Annotated in this window: 17 protein-coding genes and 1 riboswitch; of the genes, 8 read left to right on the forward strand and 9 right to left on the reverse strand. The window is 67.4% G+C overall.

Features of this window, described 5'->3' with window-relative positions; all coding sequences use genetic code 11:
* Positions 1 to 47: 47 nt before the first annotated feature.
* The 3 genes from ISP14_RS06155 to ISP14_RS06165 all read right to left on the reverse strand — a co-directional run bounded on the left by ISP14_RS06155 (position 48) and on the right by ISP14_RS06165 (position 3,573).
* Positions 48 to 665 (reverse strand): ferritin-like domain-containing protein, encoded by a 618-nt coding sequence (locus tag ISP14_RS06155; protein WP_404537222.1) that lies wholly within the window; start codon positions 663 to 665, stop codon positions 48 to 50.
* Positions 666 to 782: 117 nt separating this feature from the next.
* Positions 783 to 2,660: a phosphomethylpyrimidine synthase ThiC gene (gene thiC, locus ISP14_RS06160; RefSeq protein WP_404537224.1), complete on the reverse strand. Its 1,878-nt coding sequence runs from the start codon at positions 2,658 to 2,660 to the stop codon at positions 783 to 785.
* A 107-nt stretch (positions 2,661 to 2,767) separates the two neighbouring features.
* A riboswitch (TPP riboswitch) is annotated at positions 2,768 to 2,864 on the reverse strand.
* Positions 2,865 to 2,922: 58 nt separating this feature from the next.
* A complete protein-coding gene (locus tag ISP14_RS06165; protein ID WP_404537226.1) occupies positions 2,923 to 3,573 on the reverse strand; it encodes a TetR/AcrR family transcriptional regulator in 651 nt (216 codons plus the stop codon).
* Between the two features lie 240 nt (positions 3,574 to 3,813).
* Between ISP14_RS06165 and ISP14_RS06170 the strand changes: the two genes are divergently transcribed.
* Positions 3,814 to 4,473: a protein-L-isoaspartate O-methyltransferase family protein gene (locus ISP14_RS06170; protein WP_404537228.1), complete on the forward strand. Its 660-nt coding sequence runs from the start codon at positions 3,814 to 3,816 to the stop codon at positions 4,471 to 4,473.
* Positions 4,474 to 4,514: 41 nt separating this feature from the next.
* Positions 4,515 to 5,864, forward strand: a complete 1,350-nt coding sequence (locus ISP14_RS06175; RefSeq protein WP_404537230.1) for a TolC family outer membrane protein — start codon at positions 4,515 to 4,517, stop codon at positions 5,862 to 5,864.
* A gap of 64 nt (positions 5,865 to 5,928) precedes the next feature.
* Here the strand turns inward: ISP14_RS06175 and waaA are convergent, their stop codons facing one another.
* Complete coding sequence (gene waaA, locus ISP14_RS06180; RefSeq protein WP_404537232.1) at positions 5,929 to 7,203, reverse strand: lipid IV(A) 3-deoxy-D-manno-octulosonic acid transferase; 1,275 nt, start codon at positions 7,201 to 7,203, stop codon at positions 5,929 to 5,931.
* Between the two features lie 142 nt (positions 7,204 to 7,345).
* Here waaA and lpxL point away from each other — a divergent pair, with 142 nt between their 5' ends.
* The 3 genes from lpxL to ISP14_RS06195 are packed head-to-tail and all read left to right on the forward strand — an operon-like array spanning position 7,346 to position 10,103.
* On the forward strand, positions 7,346 to 8,281 hold the full coding sequence (gene lpxL / locus ISP14_RS06185; protein ID WP_404537234.1) for an LpxL/LpxP family Kdo(2)-lipid IV(A) lauroyl/palmitoleoyl acyltransferase: 936 nt from the start codon (positions 7,346 to 7,348) through the stop codon (positions 8,279 to 8,281).
* Positions 8,282 to 8,304: 23 nt separating this feature from the next.
* Positions 8,305 to 9,024, forward strand: coding sequence for a polysaccharide deacetylase family protein (locus ISP14_RS06190; RefSeq protein WP_404537235.1), 720 nt, complete (start codon positions 8,305 to 8,307; stop codon positions 9,022 to 9,024).
* Positions 9,021 to 10,103, forward strand: a complete 1,083-nt coding sequence (locus ISP14_RS06195; protein ID WP_404537237.1) for a glycosyltransferase family 4 protein — start codon at positions 9,021 to 9,023, stop codon at positions 10,101 to 10,103. The genes ISP14_RS06190 and ISP14_RS06195 overlap by 4 nt, the downstream gene beginning before the upstream one ends.
* A 196-nt stretch (positions 10,104 to 10,299) precedes the next feature.
* On the opposite strand, the gene ISP14_RS06200 is transcribed toward ISP14_RS06195, so the two are convergent.
* The 4 genes from ISP14_RS06200 to ISP14_RS06215 all read right to left on the reverse strand — a co-directional run bounded on the left by ISP14_RS06200 (position 10,300) and on the right by ISP14_RS06215 (position 13,840).
* Complete coding sequence (locus ISP14_RS06200) at positions 10,300 to 11,055, reverse strand: glycosyltransferase family 2 protein (RefSeq protein WP_404537239.1); 756 nt, start codon at positions 11,053 to 11,055, stop codon at positions 10,300 to 10,302.
* Complete coding sequence (locus ISP14_RS06205; protein ID WP_404537241.1) at positions 11,045 to 12,373, reverse strand: O-antigen ligase family protein; 1,329 nt, start codon at positions 12,371 to 12,373, stop codon at positions 11,045 to 11,047. The genes ISP14_RS06200 and ISP14_RS06205 overlap by 11 nt, the downstream gene beginning before the upstream one ends.
* Before the next feature lie 39 nt (positions 12,374 to 12,412).
* Positions 12,413 to 13,540: a glycosyltransferase gene (locus ISP14_RS06210; protein WP_404537813.1), complete on the reverse strand. Its 1,128-nt coding sequence runs from the start codon at positions 13,538 to 13,540 to the stop codon at positions 12,413 to 12,415.
* A 93-nt stretch (positions 13,541 to 13,633) separates the two neighbouring features.
* Positions 13,634 to 13,840, reverse strand: coding sequence for a zinc-finger domain-containing protein (locus ISP14_RS06215; protein ID WP_404537243.1), 207 nt, complete (start codon positions 13,838 to 13,840; stop codon positions 13,634 to 13,636).
* A 176-nt stretch (positions 13,841 to 14,016) separates the two neighbouring features.
* Here ISP14_RS06215 and ISP14_RS06220 point away from each other — a divergent pair, with 176 nt between their 5' ends.
* Positions 14,017 to 15,264, forward strand: coding sequence for a Yip1 family protein (locus ISP14_RS06220; protein ID WP_404537245.1), 1,248 nt, complete (start codon positions 14,017 to 14,019; stop codon positions 15,262 to 15,264).
* Between the two features lie 67 nt (positions 15,265 to 15,331).
* Here the strand turns inward: ISP14_RS06220 and ISP14_RS06225 are convergent, their stop codons facing one another.
* Positions 15,332 to 15,916 (reverse strand): YceI family protein, encoded by a 585-nt coding sequence (locus ISP14_RS06225; RefSeq protein ID WP_404537247.1) that lies wholly within the window; start codon positions 15,914 to 15,916, stop codon positions 15,332 to 15,334.
* A gap of 238 nt (positions 15,917 to 16,154) precedes the next feature.
* Between ISP14_RS06225 and ISP14_RS06230 the strand changes: the two genes are divergently transcribed.
* Together ISP14_RS06230 and ISP14_RS06235 are read left to right on the forward strand one after the other, a co-directional pair.
* Positions 16,155 to 17,120 carry a mitochondrial fission ELM1 family protein gene (locus ISP14_RS06230; protein ID WP_404537249.1) on the forward strand — a complete coding sequence of 322 codons (966 nt, stop codon included), beginning with the start codon at positions 16,155 to 16,157 and terminating at the stop codon, positions 17,118 to 17,120.
* Between the two features lie 213 nt (positions 17,121 to 17,333).
* Complete coding sequence (locus ISP14_RS06235; protein ID WP_404537251.1) at positions 17,334 to 17,540, forward strand: hypothetical protein; 207 nt, start codon at positions 17,334 to 17,336, stop codon at positions 17,538 to 17,540.
* The last annotated feature ends 56 nt before the right edge of the window (positions 17,541 to 17,596 follow it).

Below are 17,596 nucleotides of genomic sequence, written 5' to 3' on the forward strand. Positions count from 1 at the left end.
GGGCCGGCGCATGGCCGGCCCGCCGTGCGGCGCGTAGCGCCCAGCGCTCAGCCGCGCTTGCGCCCGTTCTTCTTCGCGCCGGCACGGCCGCCGTGCACAGGTGCCGGCTTGGCCGGCTCGCCCTTCTTGCCCAGCTGTTCCAGCAAGGTGTTCATGTCTTCGGCGTGCTCCTCCTCCATCGCCAGGATGCTTTCCAGCACGCGGCGGGTGGTGGGATCATCCTTGCCCACGTAATCGATCATCTCGCGGTAGCTGTCGATGGCGATGCGCTCGGCGACCAGGTCCTCCTTGATCATGTCGACGATGTCTTCGCCTTCCACGTAGTCGGAATGACTGCGCGTGGCCAGCCCCTCGGGCGAGAAATCCGGTTTGCCGTCGAGCTGGGTGATGCGCTCGGCGATAAGGTCGGCGTGGCCTTGCTCCTCGTTCGCGTGCTGCAGGAACTCCTGCTTGATCGCCTGCGAATGGATGCCCGAGGCCATGTAGTAGTGGTACTTGTAGCGCAGCACGCAGACGATCTCGGTGGCCAGCGCGTGGTTGAGCAGCTTCACCACGGTGGCGCGATCGGCTTTGTAGCCGGCGGTCATCGCGCCCTTGTCGATGTCCTGGCGCGCGCGCTTGCGAATGGCCTCGAGATCGCTGACGAAAGGCTTGGCTTTGGACATGGCTGGCTCCTGGGCTGATGCCGCCTGCGACGGACACGGCCTTTCAGCCTAGGCGCGCGCATGAAAAAGCCGGGTGAAAACATCACCCGGCTCTTCCCGATTCCCAGGCGCTGGGCGTCAGGCCTTGCGATATACCTCAGCACCTTGCGCGCGGAATTCGGCGGCCTTCTCGGCCATGCCTTCGTCCAGCGCGGCAGTCTCGTTCACGCCGTGCTCGGCGGCGTAGTCGCGCACGTCCTGCGTAATCTTCATCGAGCAGAACTTGGGGCCGCACATCGAGCAGAAGTGCGCGCTCTTGTGCGCGTCCTTGGGCAGGGTCTCGTCGTGGAACTCCTTGGCCTTCTCCGGATCGAGGCCGAGGTTGAACTGGTCGTCCCAGCGGAACTCGAAACGCGCCTTCGACAGCGCGTTGTCGCGCACCTGCGCGCCCGGGTGGCCCTTGGCGAGGTCGGCCGCATGCGCGGCGATCTTGTAGGCGATGATGCCGTCGCGCACATCCTGCTTGTTCGGCAGGCCCAGGTGCTCCTTCGGCGTCACGTAGCAGAGCATGGCGGTGCCGAACCAGCCGATCATCGCCGCGCCGATCGCGCTGGTGATGTGGTCGTAGCCCGGCGCGATGTCGGTGGTCAGTGGCCCCAGCGTATAGAACGGCGCCTCGCCGCACTTCTCCAGCTGGCGGTCCATGTTTTCCTTGATCAGCTGCATCGGCACGTGGCCGGGGCCTTCGATCATGGTCTGCACGTCGTGCTTCCACGCGATCTGCGTCAGCTCGCCCAGCGTGTCCAGCTCGCCGAACTGCGCCGCGTCGTTCGCATCGGCCACGCAACCGGGGCGCAGGCCATCGCCGAGACTGAAGGACACGTCGTAGGCCTTCATGATCTCGCAGATGTCTTCGAAGTGCGTGTAGAGGAAGTTCTCCTTGTGGTGCGCCAGGCACCACTTCGCCATGATCGAGCCACCGCGCGAGACGATGCCGGTGACGCGCTTCGCGGTGAGCGGCACGAAGCGCAGCAGCACGCCGGCGTGGATGGTGAAGTAGTCCACGCCCTGCTCGGCCTGCTCGATCAGCGTGTCGCGGAACAACTCCCAGGTCAGTTCCTCGGCTACGCCGCCGACCTTCTCCAGCGCCTGGTAGATCGGCACCGTGCCGATCGGCACCGGCGAGTTGCGCAGGATCCATTCGCGCGTCTCGTGGATGTGCTTGCCGGTGGAAAGATCCATCACCGTGTCGCCGCCCCAGCGGATCGACCACACCATCTTCTCGACTTCCTCGGCGATCGACGAGGTCACCGCGGAATTGCCGATATTCGCGTTGATCTTGGTGAGGAAGTTGCGGCCGATGATCATCGGCTCGCTTTCCGGGTGGTTGATGTTGGCGGGGATGATGGCGCGGCCGCGCGCCACTTCGTCGCGCACGAATTCCGGCGTGATCAGGCGCGGGATCGCGGCGCCGAAAGACTGCCCCGGATGCTGCACGCGCAGCGCGCTGTCGCCCAGCGCCTCGATGCGCTGGTTCTCGCGGATCGCGATGTATTCCATTTCCGGCGTCACGATGCCCTTGCGCGCGTAGTGCATCTGGGTGACGTTGGCACCGGCCTTCGCGCGGCGCGGCGTCGGCAGCTGCGGGAAGCGGATCGCGGCCAGTTCCGGCGCGCTCGCATGACGGCGGCCGAACTCGGAGCTGCGTCCGTCCAGCGCCTCGGTATCGCCACGCTCGGCGATCCACGCCGCGCGCAATGCGGGCAGGCCGCTGGCCAGATCCACCTGGTAGTCCGGGTCGGTATACGGGCCCGACGTGTCGTAGACGGTGATGGCGGGGTTCTTCTCCACGCCGAACATCGCCGGCGTATCGGCCTGGGCGATCTCGCGCAGCGGCACGCGCAGGTCGGCGCGGCTGCCGGCCGCGTGGATCTTGCGCGATCCGGGAATCGGCCGGGTCACGGCGGTGGAAAGTTCCTGCGCGGCGCGTGCGAGGTCGGAGAGCTGGGCATTCATCGGCTTAAATTCCGGCGGCTTGCATGAAAAATCCGCACGGTAACGTGCGGTCTCTGCGCGAGGGACTCGCGCGCGAAGCGACGGCGCCGGACGCACGATGAACTCGGTCACCATGCGGCGAAGCTCCCTACACCGGTGCTAACCGGATCAGGTTCGAAGGGACTCTCTCAGCCGACCGTTGCGCCGGCACCCCCGCTTCTGGAGGGGCTATTCAAGCACGAAGCGGGGTCCGCCGCGAGTGCGGCGGGGTCGCGGCAGGCGCTCAGCGCGGTGCGTAGGCGCGCAGGAAGGTGACCACGCCGGCACGGGCGGTGGCCTCGATCTCGGCGGCGTAGCTTTCGCCACAGTCCACGCAACCGAACATGCGACGCATGAACAGGTCGCCCTTGATCAGCGCAAAGAACTGCACGCAGGCACGCGGCACGTCGTCGAGGATGAGCTGCCCGGCGTCGACCGCATGCTGCAGCAGGCGCTCCATCAAGCCGTGCGTGCGCAAGGTGCCTTCCTCCCACAGCAGCCGGCCGAAGCGCGGATTGCCCTGGCGGCAGTCGCCGAGGATGGCACGGAAGGTGCCCACGGTTTCCTGGTCGCAGTCGAGCCGCGCGTGGATCAACGCCACGCGCAGCAAGGTCTGCTCGATAGGTGCCTGCGGGTCGTGGTCGTAGGTGTTTTCCGGCAGCAAGTCCTCGATGCGCGCGCGGATCACCTCGCGGAACAGGTTGTCCTTGTCGCCGAAATGGCTGTAGACGGTGAGCTTGGAGACGCCGGCTTCGGCGGCGATCGCGTCCATGCTGGTGCCAGCGAAGGCGTTGCGGATGAACAACGCTTTCGCCGCGGCCAGGATGGCCGCGCGTTTCTCAAGGTCCTTCGGTCGCCCCGGTCCCTGGGACCTGACCGGCGAGATACTGCTCATGTCGAAGCCTTCCCAAAACGGTACACGGACTTTATTATACGCACTGGTTCAATTATTTCCAGCCGGCTGGCCCAAAAAGTGTCCGCGGACATTATCCGGGACATGACTTACGTCAGCGCATCGCGGTGACTTCCGGCACTTCGTGACACGAGGCGCGGGCCGCAGGCTAGTCATTGTCGAGGCAAGGCCAAGCCCTTATCCTTTCTGGTCTTTTTCGGCACTCACGGAACACTGGCAGACATGGCGATGAACTTCGAACAGGCGCGGACGAACATGGTCGAGAACCAGGTGCGTCCATGGGAAGTGCTGGACGGCCGCGTGCTGGACATGCTCGGCCGCGTGCGGCGCGAGGATTTCGTGGCGCCCGAACACCGCCAGCTCGCCTTCGCCGACCTGTGCCTGCCGCTGGGCCATGGCGAGGTGATGATGAAGCCGGTGCTGGAAGGCCGCGTGCTGCAGGCACTGGATCTCAAGGCCAGCGACCGCGTGCTGGAGATCGGCACCGGTTCGGGCTTCCTCACCGCCTGCCTTGCCGGGCTGGCGGCCGAAGTGGTCAGCATCGACATCCATGCCGACTTCACCGCGACGGCGGGCCAGCGCCTGGCATCCGCCGGCGTGACGAACGCGCAACTCCACACCGGCGAAGCCGTGCGCGGCTGGCAGCCGGATGGCCAGTTCGATGCCATCGTCGCTACCGGCGCAGTGGCTGAGACGCCGGCGCGCTGGCTGGGCTGGCTGAAGCCTGGTGGCCGACTGCTGGTGATCCGCGGCGAGTCGCCCGCACAGCAGGCGATGCTGATCACCCATGAGGGCGAGGGCCGCCAGCGCGAGGAAAACCTGTTCGAGACCGACCTGCCCTATCTTGCCCACGCCGCGCCGTCGTCGCGTTTCGTGTTCTGAACGCCCCACCGACCGACATCGACTCCCCCACGAGGCAACCCATGCGTTTGAAGCTGCTCACCCTGGCATTGACCCTGGCCGCCGTCTCGCTGCCCAGCCATGGCGAAGACCTGCTCGACGCCTATCGCCAGGCGCGCGCCAACGACCCGGTGCTGGCCCAGGCCGACGCCACCCGCCTCGCCACCGGTGAAGGCGTCAATCAAGCGCGTGCGCTGCTGCTGCCGCAGATCAACGGCAGCCTCGGGCTGAGCCAGACCACGGGTGGCGGCAACGAGCGCGTGCAGGATCCGAACAACCCCAACCAGTTCATCAACACCAGCTCGTTCGGCCACAGCCGCACGCGCAATCTCAGCGCCAACCTCAGCCAGACCGTGTTCGACTTCAGCAAGTACGCCAGCCTCAAGGCGGCGCACTCCTCGGCGAATGCACAGGACGACACCTACCAGGCAGCGCTGCAGAACCTGTTCGTACGTGTCTCCAACGCCTACTTCACGGTGCTGACCGACGAGGACCAGCTCACCTTCGCCAAGGCCAACGAAGACGCTTACAAGCGGCAGTACGAGCAATCCGACCAGCGCTACAAGGTGGGCTTGTCGGCGATCACCGACGTCTACCAGGCCAAGTCCTACTACGAGGGCGCCAAGGCGCAGACCATCGCCGCGCAGAACACCTTGGACAACGATCGCGAGGCGCTGAGCCAGATCACCGGCCAGCCCACCGGCTCGCTGAAGAAGCTGCGCGACGATCTGCCGATGGGCGCGCCCGACCCGTCCGACCCGGACGCCTGGGTCAAGCAGGCGCTGGCCAACAACCCTGCCCTGCTCGCCCAGGAGCAGAACGTGCAGGCCGCCGAGCACAACGTCACCGCGGCGCGCGCCGGCCACCTGCCCACGATCACCGCCAACGTCAGCTACGGCAAGAGCTCGAGCTGGTACGAGAACGCGGCGATCCATTCCAACACGCCGTCCTCGACCACGATCGGCCTCACCCTCAACGTGCCGATCTTCTCCGGCGGCCTCACCCAGTCGCAGGTGCGCCAGTCCATCTACAACCGCGACGCAGCGCAGGATTCGATGGAAATCGAGCGCCGCCAGGTGAAGGCGAGCACGCTCAACTACTATCGCTCGGTGCTGGCCGGCGTCAGCCAGGTGCTGTCCGGCAAGGCCGCGGTGGATTCGGCGCAGAAGGCGCTGGACGCCACGCGCGCGGGCTTCGAGGTGGGCACGCAGACCATGGTCAACGTGCTGCTGGCGATCCAGACACTGACCCAGGCGGAGAGCAGCTACTCGCAGGCGCGCCACCAGCTGGTGCTCAACCGCTTGCTGCTGAAGCAGAGCGCCGGCACCGCCAGCCTCAGCGATCTGCAGGACATCAACGCCCTGCTGCAGTAAGCCGCCGCGGAACACGCACAAGGACGGCCGGGCACTGCCCGGCCGTCGTCGTTTCAGCGCCCGGTCATGCCCGCAGCTGCGCGTCGATCAGATGCATCAACCGCCCCACCGCACCGCGCTCGCGCTCGAACACCTGCTGCGCGGCCCGTCCCATTTCGCGGCGGCGCTCAGCATCGCGCAGCAGGCCGAGCACCGCTTCGCCCAGCGCATCGCTGCCAGGCACGCGCAGCGCGCCGCCATGCTCGATCAGGCTGGCGGTGATCTCTTCGAAGTTGAAGGTATGCGGCCCCACCAGCACCGGCGTGGACAACGCCGCCGGCTCCAGCACGTTGTGGCCGCCGATCGGCACCAGGCTGCCGCCCACGAAGGCCAGGCCCGCGGCCGCGTAGAACGGCATCAGCTGGCCCATCGCATCGATCACGAAGACCTGGTTCGCCGGTGCGGGCATACCGTCGGCACTGTAGGTACCGGTGGCGAAACCCAGGCTGCGCACGGCGTGCTCCACCGGCCGGAAGCGCTCAGGATGACGCGGAGCGATCAGCAGCAACGCATCGGGCAACCGCTTGAGTACCGCGAGATGTGCATCCAGCACAGCCTGCTCCTCGCCCTCGTGGGTGCTCGCCGCGATCCATACCGGCCGCCGCGCCCCCCAGTGATCGCGCAGGCGTGCACCTACGATGGGCGCCTCTTGCGGCACCGGCATGTCGTACTTGAGATTCCCACACACCAGGACGCGCTCGGCCGGCGCACCGATCAGCCGATAACGCTCCGCGTCGGCGTGCGACTGCGCGGCGACCAGGCGCACGCAGCCCAACGCTGCACGCACCATCCCGCGCAACGGCCGCGGCCGGTAACCGCGCAGCGAACGCTCGGACAGGCGCGCATTGACGATCATCAACGGAATGCCGCGGCGGCGGCAGGCGAAATACAGGTTCGGCCAGATCTCGGTTTCCACGATCAGCGCCAGCCGTGGCCGCACGCCGGCGAGAAAACGGTTCACCGCATACGGCAGGTCGTAGGGCAGATAGACATGGAACACGCTGTCGCCGAACAGCTGCTGCACCCGCGCGGTACCGGTGGGCGTCACCGTGGTCACCACCAGCGGCGCATCCGGATAATCGCGCCTGAGCGCCTTGATCAACGGCTCGGCCGCGTTCACCTCGCCTACCGACACCGCATGCACCCACAGGCTGCCGGTCAGATCCGACGGCGCCTTGAAGAAGCCGAAACGCTCGGCCCAGCGCCAGTAGTACGGCCGCGAACGGAAACCGCGCAGCGCCAGCCGCAGCACGATCAGCGGCGTCACCAGATACATCGCGAGGGTGTAGAGATAACGCAAGGCAGGCTCCGGAAACAACGCACGAGTATAAGAGCCAGTTTGATATCCCCACACAGCCCGCGTCGTCTTGCCGTGGCCGTCCCGCGGCGACATCGAACACGCCTCATGGGAGCGGCCATGCCGTTGCGGCTCGTCCATTACAATGCCGCGGATGCCCGGCACCCCACGCCCCGACTTCCACCGCTCCCTGCTCGCGCCGCGCCACTGGCCGGCCTGGCTCGCCGTGGGCGTGATCAAGCTGGTGGCGCTGCTGCCGTATCGCACACTGATGGCGCTGGGCCGTGCGCTGGGTGCGCTGGTGCAGCGCGTGCCCTCGGCGCGGCGTCCGGTGGCGACGACCAACATCGCATTGTGCTTTCCCGAGCTCGACGCGCCCGCCCAGGCAGCGCTGGTCGACGCGCATCTGCGCGACATCGGCCTGATGCTGATGGAGTTCGCGCTGGGCTGGCTGGGCTCGGAACGCGCGATCGCACGCGTCCCGGTGAGCGTCGAGGGCCTGGAGCATCTCGAAGCCGCCCGCGCGCAAGGCCGTGGCGTGTTGCTGGTGGGCGGCCATTTCTCGCACCTGGAACTGTGCGCGCGACTGGTGTCGCGGCGCATCCGCATCGCCGGCATGTACCGCAAGATGGATTCGGCGGTATTCGAATGGGTGGTGCTGCGCGCCCGCCTCGGCTACGCCGACGCCATGTTCGACAAGGATGACATCCGCGGCACGGTGAAATACCTGCGCGCGGGCGGCACGCTGTGGTACGCGCCCGATCAGGACATGCGCAGCAAGGACAACGTGTTCGTGCCGTTCTTCGGCGTGCCCGCCGCCACCATCACCGCCACCCATCACCTGGCGCGCTTGTCCGGCGCGGCGGTGATTCCGTTCTTCCACCGCCGCCTGCCCGACGGCAAGGGCTATGCGCTGCGCCTGAGCGCGCCGCTGGAGGATTTCCCCGGAGCCAGTGCGCTGGACGACACCGCGCGCGTCAACGCCTGCATCGAGCAGATGGTGCGCGAGGCGCCCGAGCAATACCTGTGGGTGCACAAGCGCTTCAAGACCCGCCCGCCCGGCCTGCCGCCGGTGTACTGAACCACGCAGCCACGCCCGCCGCCATGCCCATCCCCATCCTGATGTACCACAACATCGCGCCGGCACCGCGCGAGCTGAAACGCTGGCGCAGCCTGTACGTGCACCCGCGTTCGTTCGCACGGCAGATGGCGCTGCTGCGCCGGCTCGGCTACGCCGGCTTGTCGATGGGCGCGGCGATGCCGTACCTGCGCGGCGAGCGGCAGGGTCGCGTCGCGGTGATCACGCTGGACGATGGCTACGTCGACAATCTCGAGAACGCGCTGCCGGTGCTGCAGCGCCACGGCTTCAGCGCCACCTGTTATGCGGTGAGCGGCGCACTGGGCCGCTACAACGACTGGGACGATACCAAGCTCGGCGTGCGCAAGCCGATGATGGACGCCTCGCAGTTGCGCGCCTGGCATGCCGGCGGCATGGAGGTAGGTGCGCACACGCGCACCCATCCGCGCCTGCGCCAGTGCAGCGACGCGCAGTTGCGCGACGAGATCGCCGGCAACAAGGCCGAACTGGAAGAGCTGATCGGCGCACCGGTCACGCAGTTCTGTTATCCCTACGGCGATCACGACGACCGCGTGGTCGCCGCCACCCGCGAAGCCGGCTACGCCGCGGCCACCACGATCCAGCGCGGCCGCGCACAGCCGGGCGGCGACCTGTGGCGGCTGCCGCGCGTGGCGGTAGCGCGCAGCCACATCCTGCCGCAGTTCGCCTGGCGTGCGCTCACCGGCTACGAGGATCGGCGCGGATGAAGTTCCTGTTCGCCGGCACCAGCCGCGAGAACGGCGGCGCCGAGGCCCACTTTGTCACCTTGACCCAGGCGCTGGCCGCTGCCGGCCACACGGTGGAGGCGGTGGTGCACCCGGATGCGCCAATGGCGAAGGCGCTGGCCGGCTCGGCGGTGCGCCTGCATGCGGGGCGCTTCCGCAACGTGTTCGATCTGCGCGGCTACCGCGCCACCATCGCCGCCGCACGCCGCCTGAAACCGGACTGGCTGGTCGGGGACTTCGGCAAGGAATACTGGCCGCTGATCCTGATCGGCCGCCTGCTCGGCATCCCGGTGGCGCTGTTCCGCCATCGCCTCAAGCCGATGAACCGGCTCTCGGCGCGACTGGTGGCGCGCTGCGCGCAGCGCTTCTTCGCGGTATCCGAATATGCGCGCCGCGACTACATCGAACACGGCATGCCCGCCGGGCGCGTGCAAGTGCTGTACAACCCGGTGGACATGGAGCAGTGCCGGCCGGATCCGGCGCAACGCGCCGCGCTGCTGCAGCAGCTGGAACTGGACGAAAGCGCGCTCGTGCTCGGCTGCTTCGGCCGCCTGCACGCAGGCAAGGGCATCTACACCTTGCTCGATGCCGCCAACGCGGCGATGGCGCAGGAACCACGCCTGCATTGCCTGTGGCTGGGCGACGGCATCGACACGCAGCGATTGCGCGACAGCATCGCCGCTTCGCCGTTCCCCGCTCGTCACCACCAGCTCGGCTGGGTTGCCGACGCGGCTCCGTACTACAACGCGCTGTCGCTGCTGGCCTTCCCCTCGATCGCAACGGAAGCCTTCGGCCGCACTCCGGTGGAGGCGCAGGCCTGCAATGTGCCGGTGCTGTGCAGCGATGCTTTCGGCATCCCGGAAACACTGCAGCCCGGCGTCACCGGCCTGCTGCTGCCGCCAGGCGACAGCGCGGCATGGCGCGACGGCATCCTGGCGTTGTGCGACGACGCCACGTGCTTGCCGATGGCGGCTGCCGCACGCGATTTCGCGCTGCAGCACTTCAGCACGCCGGTGATCGCCGCCGAATTCGTGCGCCAGCTGGGCGAAGCCGGTCGCTGAAGCCGCTGTCGTTGCTTTGCGAGCATCCGTGATCGCGGAGATCAAACGGCGGCCATCCATGACGCACGCCTTATCCCTTGCGGTCATCCATGATCGCGGAGATCAAACGGGCAGCCATCCATGACCGCACGCCTTATCCTTTGCGATCATCCATGATCGCGAAGATCAAACGGGCGGCCATCCATGGCCGCACTCTTCAGTGCATTCGTCGTCGCGCCTCGTACAGCTTGGCGTACTTCAGGAACACGTAGTTCGCGCCGACCACGCTGGCGATGAAGCCGGCCCAGCCATTGAGGAAGTAGCGCTTGAGCAGGTATTGGCGCAAAAAGAACACGGGCGGGTAGATCACCATGCGCACGCCGGTGAAGCGTTGGCGGCGGCGCAGCTTGTTGGCCACCAGCGCACTGCTATAGCGGTTGATGCGATCGATGCGGCCGGCGATGTCGGGGTCGCTGTCGTTGACGAAGTCCGCGCGCCACAGCGTTTTCACCGGGCCGTCCACTTCCATCGCCGAATGGATCTCCACGTCGTTCATGCGGCCGCGGCGACGGTCGTAGAGGCGCAGGTGGGCGTTGCGCCAGCTCCAGGGGTGCTGCACCGTCCAGAACATGCGCTCGCGCCGCGGTAGGCGGAAGCCGGCATGCTTCGGCGCAGTGAGCGCTCGCTCGATCACTGCGCGGCTGGCCGGCGAGAGCACCTCGTCGGCGTCGAGATTCAAGATCCAGTCGTGGCTGGCCATGCCGATCGCACGCTGCTTCTGCGGGCCGAATTCGTCGAACGGATGTGTATCCACGCGCGCACCATGGCGCCGCGCGATCTCCAACGTATCGTCGGTCGAACCCGAGTCCAGCACCACGATCTCGTCCGCCCAGTCCACGCCGGACAGGCAGGCATCCAGTGTGGCCGCGTTGTTCAAGGTGATGACCACCACTGACAGCGGTTCACGCGCCATCGCGAACCTCCCGGGGAAGCGCTTCTTTGAAAAGTCCGGGAGGGATGCCGGGCTCTGCTCTGCCGGCAGGGATGCCGGCAACAAACAAACTCGCACACCACAACCCCAGCAACCAGGCGAACAGCAAGCCCCACCATGCCGAATAGAAGGCCAGATGGGTGTTCAGCGGGAACAGCATCACACCCAGCGCCAGCGTGGCCGGGAACGCCCGTTCGCGCGCCGCGGCCCCCACGCGCCGCCAGGCGCGCCACGCCAGCACCACCGCCGCGAGCCACAGCACGAGGCCGATGCCGCCGGTCTCGGTGAGGATCTCCAGCACGATCTGATGCGCGTGGCAGGCGCCCTCGCCTTCGCCGCAGGACTCGGCCACTACGAAGTGATCGTTCGCTGGCGCAAACTGCGGATAGGCGTAGCGAAAGGCACGCACGCCCACGCCGTTGAACGGATGCGCGGCGACCATCGCCAGGCTGTCGCGCCAGATATCGAGCCGTCCGGTGAGCGCCTCGTCCAGTCCACGATGCGTGCCGTGCAGCGCGTCCATGGTGCGCTGCATGCGCGCCTCGAAACGGCTGGAGGTATGCCACGCGATACCGCCGGCCAGCGCCAGCACCATGGCACACAGGCCGCCATACAGCGCGAAGCGGCGCCACGAACTCGCCTCCCGCCATGCAAAGGCCAGCGCCACCAGCCCGTAGCACAGCCATGCCGCGCGCGAGCCGGCCAGCAGCACCGGCCCCAGCAGCAGCAGGAAGGCCGCGACCAGTCCCGGCAAGCCCCAGCGTCGCCGCGCCGCCCACAGTGCGAACGGCGACAGCACCGCCAGCGTGGGCCCGAGCTTGAGGTTGCGCGCGCCGAAGATGCCAGAGATGCGCTCGGCCTCTGCATGCCCACCGAGGCTCCAGCCGGTAAAGGCCTGCACCCATGCGTCCAGCACCCACCACGCCAGCACACAGGCCACCGCCACATACAACGCCTGCAGGCGGCGCTCGTCGCGGATCACGAAGCAGGCGTACATGCCCAGCGGCAGGTAGCGCAGCAGCGCGGCCACTGTGCTCCAGCTCTTGCCCGGCGCCAGCGAATCGAAGGCCGAGATTAGCGCCGCGCCGATGTAGGCTGCCAGCAGCCACGACAGCAGGCGCGCGCCGGGCAAATCGCGACACGCCTGTGGCGTGCGCGCAAACAGCAGGATCGCCCCGACCACACAAAGGAAGGTGCCGAATTCGCTGCTGCGCCCGAACGGCAGCAGCGCGATCACCAGCCAGAACGGCAGCAGCGGCGAGCGCAGGGCGGTCTTGAGCGAATCGATCGCTGAGATCATGCAGGAACCGGCAAGACGACGATCCCGCATTGTAGGGGTTCAGCCGGCGACCACGTCCCCGTACAGCGACAAGGTGGCCTGCTGCATGTCTTCCAGCCGATAAGACTGCAGCATCGGGATCGGCGGCGCCACGCGCAGCAGTTCGGCGGCGCGTTCCACCAGCCGCTCGCGGTCGCCCGGCGGCACGCGGCCGGCGGGATACAGCTCGGCCAGCAATTCGCCCACGCCGCCATGCGCGTAGCCCAGCACCGGCCGGCACAGCGACAACGCCTCGATCACGGTGCGGCCGAAGGATTCGGGCTTGTTCGACAATTGCAGGATCAGGCTGGAGATCGCGTACACGTCGCGCACGTCGCTGCGCGGCGGCGTCAGCACCACCTGCGCCTCCACGCCACGATCGCGGATCAGCTTGCGCAGCTCTTCCACGTACGCCTCGCGGCCGGCCTCGATCACTCCCAGCAGCAGCAGGCGCACGTCGATACCGCGGCGCTTGAGGTCGGCCAGCAGCTCGATCGCGTCATGGTGCCCTTTGAGTCGGCTACCGCGACCCGGCAGGGTTAGCAGCGGTGCACCGGCCAGCGCGGGATACTCGGCGAAGAACGCCCGCTTCCACGCCTCGTCCGGACGATGGCCGTAGGGGAATGCCTCCGGGTCGATGCCGCGCGGGATCACCCGCACCCTGCCCGGCTCCAGCCATCGGTAATGACCGAGCACGTAGTCGCGCAAGGTCTGCGATACCACGATCACGCGTTCGCCCCGCAGCAGGATTGCGCTATAGCGGCCGGGCGAGTTGAGCCCGTGCACCGTGGTGACGAAGTGCGGCCGCGGATCGAGCCCCTTCAATGCCCACCAGCCCAGCCACGCCGGTACGCGCGAGCGCGCGTGGACGATGTCGGGCCTGAGCTCACGCAGATGCCGGCGCAGAGCACCGAGCCGCCACAGGGTAGCCAGCGATTTGCGGCCGATATCCAGCGTGATGTGTTCGCTGCCCTCGGCCAGGAGCTGTTCCACCAGGCGCCCGCCGGCAGAGATCACCACCGAGCGATGCCCCGCCTGCACCAGCGCGCGCGCGACCTCCAGCGCGGAACGCTCCGCGCCGCCGGACTGCAGCGCGGGGATCAGCTGGACGACGGTCAGTCGCGGTGTGGAGTCGACACTGCCGGACATGGTTCCCGCCTGCGGGCCTGCATCCTGATGCATGAGTTTCATCCTGAAATCCAAGCAAGAACAATGCCGCCACCATCCTGAAGACTGGATCAATCAGTCGCGCAGGACGTAACGTGCTCCGCAATAAGGACAAACCGACTCGCCGCCATCGTCGACGATCGGCAGGTACACCTTCGGGTGCGAATTCCACAGCGCCATGCCCGGCATCGGGCACGACAGCGGCAGGTCGGCGCGCGTCACTTCGTAACGATTTTCGGCATTCGCCGGGATCGGCGTGACCGCCGCGACAGGGGCAGACATGGGATGGCTCCAGGCTGGATGCGGGACCGCCAATGGTAGCAGGCTGCGCTATGCTACCGGCGCTCGGCGCAAGCCGGCAGGGGAAGCAACGGGGACGGCGCGGTACAGGGCCCTATGCCACGCGCCGCGAGGCAACAGCCAGCCGGTTCGGCCGGCACTTGCAGCGGGGGTCGACCATGGATTTCGGCAAGATCATCGATCGCATCAAGGCCATCCTGAGCACGCCGAGGACCGAGTGGCCCGTCATCGCCACCGAACCGGCCACCACCACCAGCCTGTACTCCGGCTACATCGTCATCGTCGCCGCGCTGCCGGCAATCGCCCACTTCATCAAGGGTAGCCTGATCGGCAGCAGCGCCTTCGGCATGACCGTCCGCAACTCGATCGGCGCCGGCATCACCCAGCTGGTGCTGGGCTACCTGCTGTCGCTGGTGCTGGCCTACGTGATGGCATTGATCATCAACGCGCTGGCACCGAGCTTCGGCGGCCAGAAGGACATGACCCAGGCGCTGAAGGTGGTGGCCTATTCGTGGACCGCCACCTGGGTCGCCGGCATCGCGGTGATCGTGCCGTGGCTGGGCTGGCTGATCGCCCTCGCCGGCGCCATCTACGGCATCTACCTGCTCTACCTCGGCCTGCCGCACACCATGAAATGCCCAGAGGACAAGGCCGGCGGCTACACCGCGGTCAGCGTGGTCATCGCGATCGTGCTGAGCTGGATCATCGGCCTGATCGTCGCCGGCATGGCCGGCGCCGCCATGCTCAGCGGTGCCGCGATGAGCAACAGCGGCAACGTCAGCATCGAAAGCAACAGCGCGATGGGCCGGCTCGCTGCGATGAGCCAGCGCGCCGAGCAGGCCAGCAAGGACATGGAGGCCGCGCAGAAATCCGGCGACAGCCAGGCCCAGGCCGCGGCGGCCGGCAAGATGATGGGCGCGATGGCAGGCAGCGATGGCAGCGTCGAGGCGCTGGCGCCCGACCAGATCAAGGCCTTCCTGCCCGACAGCCTCGGCAGCCTCAAGCGCACCAACCTGTCGGCCCAGCGCAACGCGGCGATGGGCATGCAGATTTCCGAGGCGAGCGCCGACTACGCAAGCGCCGACAACAGCCAGCACATCACCCTCGAGGTTTCCGACACCGGTGGCGCCAAGGGCTTGATGGCGCTGGCCAGTGCGATGGCGCCGGAGGAGGAGCGGGAGACTGAGCACGGTTACGAAAAGACCTACACCGCCGGCGGCAACCTCGTGCACGAAGCCTGGGACACGCAGTCGAAGTACGGCGAATACAGTCTGATCGTCGGCAAGCGCTTCACAGTGAAGGCGCATGGCAATGCCGACAGCATCGACCAGCTGAAACAGGCCGTGGCCGGCATCGACCTCAACCAGCTGGCTTCGCTGAAGGATGCCGGCGTGAAAGCGAACTGAGCCGGTTCGGCGACAAAAAACCCGCGCCGTCGCCGGCGCGGGTTTTTTCTTTTCCGGATGCCGCGGCTTACTTCGCCTTCGGCACCGCGCCTTCGGTGGTGATGTGGATCGTGATCTCGTCGCCCACCATCGGCACGTAGGCACCTACGCCGAAATCCGAGCGCTTCACGGTGGCGGTGGCGTCGAAACCGATCGCCTGCGACTTGGTCATCGGATGCGGGCCGACCCGGTTCAGCGTCGCGTCCAGCGTCACCGGCTTGGTCACGCCGTGCACGGTGAGGTTACCCACGACCTTGAAGTGGTTGCCGCCAGCCGGTTCGACGCTGGTGCTCTTGAACGTCACCACCGGGTACTTGGCGGCGTCGAAGAAATCGGCTTCCTTGAGGTGCTGGTCCAGCGCCGGCACATGGGTGTCGAGCTTGTCCAGCGGCAGCGTCACGTCCACCGAGGACTTCGCCGGATTCTGCTGGTCGAATACCAGCGTGCCCTCGCCCAGGCCGAAGTCGGCGGTGGGATTGGAATAGCCGAAGTGGTTCCAGCTGAACAGCACCATGGTATGACCCGGATCCAGCTTGTAGGTGACCGGGCTGGCCTGGACGGTGGCCGCGGCGCCGAGCAGGCCCGCGATCAGGAGGCAACGAAACACGCGCATGTGAATTCTCCGCAGTAGTGGGTGTTCGGTCGGGTGACCGGTGTTCCGGCGAAAGCGAGTCGCCAACTAGCCATCGCCGTCACCTCGGAAAACCCGCTGATCGCGGGTATTCTCCAAGTCGCCGGCTCGGCGGCAACAATGCCGGCGCCCAGTGTATCGACACGCCGCCAAGCCAGAAACGCGATCGGGAGCAACGCAGCGTGCACGCACAGGAAACAATCCCACAGCGCCTTACCGCATGCCGGGCGTGAGGGAGGAGTGCTGGGCCATCACCGATGCCTCCGCGGGTAACCAGCGGCAAGCACTGGCGCTGGCCGAGATGATGGGCCTGCCGGTGCGCCACCTGCTGCTGGAACCACGCGCGCCCTGGTCGTGGCTGGCACCGCGTTTCGCGCTGGGCGGTCGCCTGGCGCTGCCGGCCGCCCACCGAGGCCTGTTCGCCCCGCCGTGGCCGCGGTTGGCGATTGGCTGCGGGCGGGCCGCGGCACTGTTCACCCGCATGCTGCGCCGCCTCTCGCACGGGCAGTGCCACACCGTGCAGATCCTCGACCCGCGCATCGATCCGGCGCACTGGGATACGGTGATCGCACCACGCCACGACCAGCTCGGCGGCCCCAACGTGCTCACCCCACTGGGCTCGCTGAACCCGGTGGACGAGGACTGGCTGGCCGACGGCCGCGATGCCTGCCCCGGTTTCGAAGCGCTGCCGCAGCCGCGCGTGGGCGTGCTGCTGGGCGGCCCGCGCAAGCAACTGGCGCTGGATGCCGGCTACGCGCACGAACTGGCCACGCACTTGCTCGGCCGCCATGGCCGCGAGGGTGGCAGCCTGCTCGTGCTGGCCTCGCGGCGCACGCCGCCGGACGTGCTGGATATCTTCCGCCGGGCCCTGACCGACGTGCCGGGTCTGGTGTGGTCCGGTCCCGACGACGGCCGCAATCCCTATCCCGGCGTACTCGGCTGGGCCGACCGGCTGGTGGTCACGCCCGATTCGGTGAACATGCTCAGCGAAGCCTGTGCGGTCGGCTGCGCCGTGCACACGTTGGTCAACGCCGCACTGCCGGACAAGCTCGCACGCTTCCACCATGCCCTGCGCGAACGCGGGTTGCTGCACGAGCTCGATGCCGCCGCCCCCGTCCGCCAGCCGCCGCTGCGCGAGACCGCCGCGATCGCAGCCGAACTGCAACGGCGCATGGCTGGACGCTGATCCCGCCGTACCCGCGCGGAACGACCTCCCCACTTCCATATCGCCCGAAATTCACGGCTGCTGCACCGTGACTCGGCGTCCAATAGTGGCGCTTGCCCGGCAGCGCACAAAATCCCGGACGCCAGCTTGGCCATCGATGCACATCCCTGCGGGGAGGCTGGCGGCCAGCATCGCACCATCACCACATGGTGCGTCCAGAGAGGAGGTGTCGTCATGAACATGTTCGACGCGTTTGCCAGCTCTCCCTATGCCTGCGATCTCATCACGCGCAGTGATCACATGCCCACCAAGCTCGAGCGCTATGCCGACTGGGCGCGCAAGTTCTACGGCGGCGGCTATCACGAATCCAGCAAGGACAGCCTCGAATCGATCGAGTATGTCGTAAGCATGCCGCTGGCCGCACCTGCGCTCGTGCACTGAACGCGGCATTGCTCTATCGCGGATAACGGCCGGCCTTGCTGCCGGCCGTTCGCCCC

It is taken from the genome of Dyella agri (assembly GCF_044904705.1).
GTDB classification, from domain to species: Bacteria; Pseudomonadota; Gammaproteobacteria; order Xanthomonadales; family Rhodanobacteraceae; genus Rhodanobacter_A; species Rhodanobacter_A agri.

Excerpts from the sequence above, each read along its gene's own strand:
- ISP14_RS06155 (WP_404537222.1), bottom strand. The coding sequence starts at position 665 with ATGTCCAAAGCCAAGCCTTTCGTCAGCGATCTCGAGGCCATTCGCAAG.
- thiC (WP_404537224.1), bottom strand. The coding sequence starts at position 2,660 with ATGAATGCCCAGCTCTCCGACCTCGCACGCGCCGCGCAGGAACTTTCC.
- ISP14_RS06165 (WP_404537226.1), bottom strand. The coding sequence starts at position 3,573 with ATGAGCAGTATCTCGCCGGTCAGGTCCCAGGGACCGGGGCGACCGAAG.
- ISP14_RS06170 (WP_404537228.1), top strand. The coding sequence starts at position 3,814 with ATGGCGATGAACTTCGAACAGGCGCGGACGAACATGGTCGAGAACCAG.
- ISP14_RS06175 (WP_404537230.1), top strand. The coding sequence starts at position 4,515 with ATGCGTTTGAAGCTGCTCACCCTGGCATTGACCCTGGCCGCCGTCTCG.
- lpxL (WP_404537234.1), top strand. The coding sequence starts at position 7,346 with ATGCCGCGGATGCCCGGCACCCCACGCCCCGACTTCCACCGCTCCCTG.
- ISP14_RS06190 (WP_404537235.1), top strand. The coding sequence starts at position 8,305 with ATGCCCATCCCCATCCTGATGTACCACAACATCGCGCCGGCACCGCGC.
- ISP14_RS06195 (WP_404537237.1), top strand. The coding sequence starts at position 9,021 with ATGAAGTTCCTGTTCGCCGGCACCAGCCGCGAGAACGGCGGCGCCGAG.
- ISP14_RS06200 (WP_404537239.1), bottom strand. The coding sequence starts at position 11,055 with ATGGCGCGTGAACCGCTGTCAGTGGTGGTCATCACCTTGAACAACGCG.
- ISP14_RS06205 (WP_404537241.1), bottom strand. The coding sequence starts at position 12,373 with ATGATCTCAGCGATCGATTCGCTCAAGACCGCCCTGCGCTCGCCGCTG.
- ISP14_RS06210 (WP_404537813.1), bottom strand. The coding sequence starts at position 13,540 with ATGTCCGGCAGTGTCGACTCCACACCGCGACTGACCGTCGTCCAGCTG.
- ISP14_RS06215 (WP_404537243.1), bottom strand. The coding sequence starts at position 13,840 with ATGTCTGCCCCTGTCGCGGCGGTCACGCCGATCCCGGCGAATGCCGAA.
- ISP14_RS06220 (WP_404537245.1), top strand. The coding sequence starts at position 14,017 with ATGGATTTCGGCAAGATCATCGATCGCATCAAGGCCATCCTGAGCACG.
- ISP14_RS06225 (WP_404537247.1), bottom strand. The coding sequence starts at position 15,916 with ATGCGCGTGTTTCGTTGCCTCCTGATCGCGGGCCTGCTCGGCGCCGCG.
- ISP14_RS06230 (WP_404537249.1), top strand. The coding sequence starts at position 16,155 with ATGCCGGGCGTGAGGGAGGAGTGCTGGGCCATCACCGATGCCTCCGCG.
- ISP14_RS06235 (WP_404537251.1), top strand. The coding sequence starts at position 17,334 with ATGAACATGTTCGACGCGTTTGCCAGCTCTCCCTATGCCTGCGATCTC.